The sequence below is a fragment of the Pseudomonas syringae genome (assembly GCF_021606685.1).
Lineage (GTDB): Bacteria > Pseudomonadota > Gammaproteobacteria > Pseudomonadales > Pseudomonadaceae > Aquipseudomonas > Aquipseudomonas syringae_R.
This window is the reverse complement of the sequence record NZ_WKCB01000138.1, coordinates 1-5,116: the sequence shown is the minus strand read 5'-3', so window position 1 is coordinate 5,116 and position 5,116 is coordinate 1. Positions and strand designations below refer to the sequence as shown.

3 protein-coding genes are annotated in these 5,116 nt (G+C 62.0%); all 3 read left to right on the top strand.

Annotation, left to right across the window (positions count from 1 at the left end; genetic code table 11):
- Positions 1 to 1,882, top strand: a 1,882-nt coding sequence (locus GIW02_RS26790; RefSeq protein ID WP_236422210.1) for a hybrid sensor histidine kinase/response regulator, incomplete at its 5' end; no start/stop codon positions are given.
- Entirely contained in the window at positions 1,879 to 2,889 is a 1,011-nt protein-coding gene (gene cheB / locus GIW02_RS26785; RefSeq protein ID WP_236419656.1) for a chemotaxis response regulator protein-glutamate methylesterase, read from the top strand. The genes GIW02_RS26790 and cheB, both read left to right, overlap by 4 nt.
- 51 nt (positions 2,890 to 2,940) lie before the next feature.
- Positions 2,941 to 3,942 (top strand): diguanylate cyclase, encoded by a 1,002-nt coding sequence (locus GIW02_RS26780; RefSeq protein ID WP_236419654.1) that lies wholly within the window; start codon positions 2,941 to 2,943, stop codon positions 3,940 to 3,942.
- The last annotated feature ends 1,174 nt before the right edge of the window (positions 3,943 to 5,116 follow it).

Here is a 5,116-nt window from a genome sequence, read left to right as displayed (position 1 = left end):
CGCGCCGCCCGCGCCGCCCGCGCCACCCGCGCCAGCCCCCGAGCCCCTGGTCGAAGCCTTGCCGCCGGAGCCCGAGCCGGCGCCGCCGGTGACCAGCGAGGCGCCGCGCCAGCACAAACACATGACCGAAGGCGGCGAGCGCGTATTGCGGGTCACCGCCGAGCGGTTGAACAGCCTGCTCGACCTGTCGAGCAAGTCCCTGGTGGAAACCCAGCGGCTCAAGCCGTACCTGGCGAGCTTGCAACGCCTCAAACGCATTCAAAGCCAGAGCGTGCGGGCCCTGGATACGCTGGACGGCCAGCTCAAGACCCTGGGTCTGAACCTCGAAGCCCAGGAAGCGCTGGCCGATACGCGCCGCCTGTTGAGCGAAGCCCAGGCCCTGCTGGCGGAAAAACACGCCGAGCTGGATGAGTTCGGCTGGCAGGCCGGCCAGCGCGCCCAGGTGCTCTACGACACCGCGCTGGCGTGTCGCATGCGCCCGTTTGCCGACGTGTTGGCGGGGCAGGTGCGCATGGTGCGTGACCTCGGCCGCAGCCTGGGCAAGCAAGTGCGCCTGGAAATCGAGGGGGAAAAAACCCAGGTCGACCGCGACGTGCTGGAAAAACTCGAAGCGCCGCTCACGCATCTGCTGCGCAATGCCGTCGACCACGGCATCGAAATGCCCGAACAACGTGTGCTCGCGGGTAAACCGCCTGAAGGCCTGATCCGCCTGCGTGCCTCCCATCAGGCCGGTTTGCTGGTGCTGGAGTTGAGCGACGACGGCAATGGCGTTGACCTGGAGCGCCTGCGCGGCACCATCGTCGACCGCCACCTGTCGCCGTTGGAAACTGCCCTGCGCCTGAGTGAAGAAGAACTGCTGACGTTCCTGTTCTTGCCGGGGTTCAGCCTGCGTGACAAGGTCACCGAAGTATCCGGGCGCGGCGTTGGCCTGGATGCGGTGCAACATATGGTCCGCCAACTGCGCGGTGCGGTGGTGCTGGAGCAGACGGCGGGGCAGGGCAGTCGGTTTCACCTGGAGGTGCCGCTGACCCTGTCGGTGGTGCGCAGCCTGGTGGTGGAAGTCGGCGAAGAAGCCTACGCCTTCCCCTTGGCGCATATCGAACGCATGTGCGACCTGGCGCCCGACGACATCGTGCAATTGGAAGGCCGCCAGCACTTTTGGCACGAGGGTCGGCATGTCGGCCTGGTCGCCGCCAGCCAGTTGCTGCAGCGCCCCGCCGGGCAGAATCATTCAGATACGCTGAAAGTCGTGGTGATTCGCGAGCGTGATGCCGTGTACGGTATCGCGGTGGAACGCTTTATCGGCGAGCGCACCCTGGTGGTGTTGCCGCTGGATGATCGCCTGGGCAAGGTCCAGGATATTTCCGCCGGCGCCTTGCTGGACGATGGCTCGGTGGTGTTGATCGTCGACGTCGAAGACATGCTGCGCTCGGTGGACAAGCTGCTCAACACCGGCCGCCTGGAACGCATCGCCCGGCGCAGCCAACAGGCCACCGAAGCGCCGCGTAAACGGGTGCTGGTGGTGGATGACTCGCTCACCGTGCGTGAGCTGCAACGCAAATTGCTGCTTAATCGTGGTTATGAAGTGGCCGTGGCGGTCGATGGCATGGACGGTTGGAACGCCTTGCGCTCCGAAGACTTTGACCTGTTGATCACAGATATTGATATGCCCCGCATGGACGGTATTGAATTGGTCACACTCTTGCGCCGTGATACTCGCCTGCAATCGTTGCCGGTGATGGTGGTGTCCTACAAAGATCGCGAAGAAGACCGGCGCCGTGGACTGGACGCCGGCGCCGACTATTATCTAGCCAAAGCCAGTTTCCATGACGACGCCTTGTTGGATGCCGTGATGGAGCTGATTGGAGGCGCCCGGGCATGAGGATTGCGATCGTCAATGATATGCCCCTGGCGGTGGAGGCCCTGCGCCGCGCCTTGAGTTTCGAGCCGGCGCACCAGGTGGTGTGGGTGGCCGGCAATGGCCTTGAGGCGGTGCAGCGTTGCGCCGAACTGACCCCGGACCTGATCCTGATGGACCTGATCATGCCGGTGATGGACGGCGTGGAAGCCACGCGCCAGATCATGGCTGAGACCCCGTGCGCCATCGTGATCGTCACCGTCGACCGCCAGGCCAACATGAGCCGGGTGTTCGAAGCCATGGGCCATGGCGCGCTGGACGTGGTCGATACGCCGCCGCTTGGCGTCGGCAACCCCAAGGATGCGGCGGCGCCGCTGTTGCGCAAGATCCTCAATATCGGCTGGCTGATCGGCCAGCGTGGCAGCCGTGTGCGCGCCGAAACGTCGCCCCCGCGCAACACCGGAAAACGCCAGAGCCTGGTCGCCATCGGCTCCTCGGCGGGCGGCCCGGCTGCCCTGGAAATCCTGCTCAAGGGCTTGCCCCGGGACTTTGCCGCCGCCATCGTGCTGGTGCAGCATGTGGACCAGGTGTTCGCCGCCGGCATGGCCGAGTGGCTGAGCAGCGCCTCCAGCCTGCCGGTTCGCCTGGCCCGCGAGGGTGAACCACCGCAAAGCGGCGTGGTGCTGCTGGCCGGCACCAACCATCACATTCGTTTATTGAAGGATGGCACGCTAGCCTATACCGCAGAGCCGGTGAACGAGATTTACCGGCCTTCGATCGACGTGTTTTTTGAAAGCGTGGCCAGCCACTGGAATGGCGATGCTGTCGGCGTATTGCTGACCGGCATGGGGCGCGACGGGGCCCAGGGCCTCAAGTTACTGCGAGAACAAGGTTATTTGACCATCGCCCAGGATCAGCAGAGTTCGGCGGTGTATGGCATGCCCAAAGCGGCGGCGGCGATCGATGCCGCTGTTGAAATTCGCCCACTGGATAGAATTGCGCCCCGGTTGCTGGAGGTCTTTGCCAAATGAACACGACCTCTGGCAGTGCTGGCTTGCAGGTAGTAATTCAGGTGACTGCACATGAATGATTTACAGATCGACGACATCAAGACCGACGAAAATGCCGCCATGGTGTTGCTGGTCGACGACCAGGCCATGATCGGCGAAGCCGTGCGGCGCGGCCTGGCGCATGAAGAAAACATCGATTTCCACTTTTGCGCCGACCCGCACCAGGCGATTGCCCAGGCGATCCGCATCAAGCCGACGGTGATCCTGCAGGATCTGGTGATGCCCGGCCTCGATGGCTTGACGCTGGTGCGTGAGTACCGTAACCACCCGGCCACGGCGAATATCCCGATCATCGTGCTTTCCACCAAGGAAGACCCGCTGATCAAGAGCGCGGCGTTTTCGGCGGGGGCCAATGATTATCTGGTCAAGCTGCCGGACAACATCGAGTTGGTGGCGCGCATTCGCTATCACTCGCGCTCCTACATGACCCTGTTGCAACGGGATGCGGCGTACCGCGCGTTGCGGGTCAGTCAGCAGCAACTGTTGGACACCAACCTGGTGCTGCAACGGCTGATGAACTCCGATGGCCTTACGGGGCTGTCAAACCGTCGCCATTTCGACGAGTACCTGGAGTTGGAATGGCGTCGCGCGATGCGTGATCAGACTCAGTTGTCGTTGTTGATGATCGATGTGGATTTCTTCAAGACCTACAACGATAGCTTTGGCCACGTTGAGGGTGATGAAGCCTTGCGTAAAGTCGCCACTACCATCCGTGAAGCCAGCAGTCGCCCGTCGGATTTGCCGGCGCGCTACGGGGGTGAAGAGTTTGCGCTGGTATTGCCTAATACCTCGCCGGGCGGGGCGCGGTTGGTGGCTGAAAAGCTGCGTATGGCGGTTGCTGCGCTGAAAATTCCGCATATTGCGCCGACTGAGGGGTCGAGTTTGACCATCAGTATTGGGTTGTCGACCATGACGCCGCAGCAGGGGACGGATTGTCGGCAGCTGATATTGGCGGCGGATAAGGGGTTGTATCTGGCCAAGCATAATGGGCGTAATCAGGTGGGGATTGAGTAGGGCTCGTTTTGTGGGGGGATGTCGGTGTACATATCCGTTGTTTGGGTAACGGCTGCTTATGGTTCCGCTCTTACAGCGGCTCACTTTTGGAAAGGCCCAAAAGTAAGCAAAAGGCCTTCGCCCCAACACTCGGCACCTCGCCTCCGGCTCGGTGTGCCCTCACTCCGGCTTTGGAGCGTGGGCCGCCGCGATGGGCCATCCATGGCCCAGCGCGGCTAACCCGGCGTCCTGCCGGGTTGCCCACGCTCCAAAGCCTGCGTTCGGCCAGCGTGTTTAATGGGGCGCCTAAGATCAAGGTCACGATCAAAAGCCTTAGATCAAAAGATCGCTGACTTCGTCAGCGCAAAGGATGTAAGGGCCAGATCAAAAACAAAGCAAGGCGGCCTGACAGCCGACCTGATCCTCGAAGCCCTACTCGGTTTAAATGTGGGAGGGGGCTTGCTCCCGATAGCGGTGTGTCAGCCAATGCATCTGTGACTGCCCCACCGCTATCGGGAGCAAGCCCCCTCCCACATTTTGACGGCAATCGAAAGGCGTAACTGCGGTCGGATCCAAGGCCGCAAAGGATGTAAGGGCTAGATCAAAAACACAGCCAACCGAGGCGGCCTGACAGCTGATCTGATCCTTGAAGCCTCACTCGGTCAAATGTGGGAGGGGGCTTGCTCCCGATAGCGGTATGTCAGCCAATGCATCTGTGACTGCCCCACCGCTATCGGGAGCAAGCCCCCTCCCACATTTTGACGGCAATCAAAAGGCGTAACTCCGGTCGGATCCAAGGCCGCAAAGGATGTAAGGGCCGGATCAAAAACAAAGCCAAGCGAGGCGGCCTGACAGCCGACCTGATTCTCGAAGCCTCACTCGGTCAAATGTGGGAGGGCGCTTGCTCCCGATAGCGGTGTGTCAGCCAATGCATCTGTGACTGCCCCACCGCTATCGGGAGCAAGCCCCCTCCCACATTTTGACCGCAATCAAAAGGCGCAACTCCGGTCGGGTCCAAGGCCGCCAAGCCAGCCCACAACCAGCGCTTTTGCTCTACACCACTCAGGTCGGCTGTCAGGCCGCCGTGCTTTTGATTTTGATCTTAGGCGCCCCATTAACCACGCTGGCCGCACGCGGGCTTGAATCCGTGGGTAACCCGGCAGGACGCCGGGTTAGCCGCGCTGGGCCAAGGATG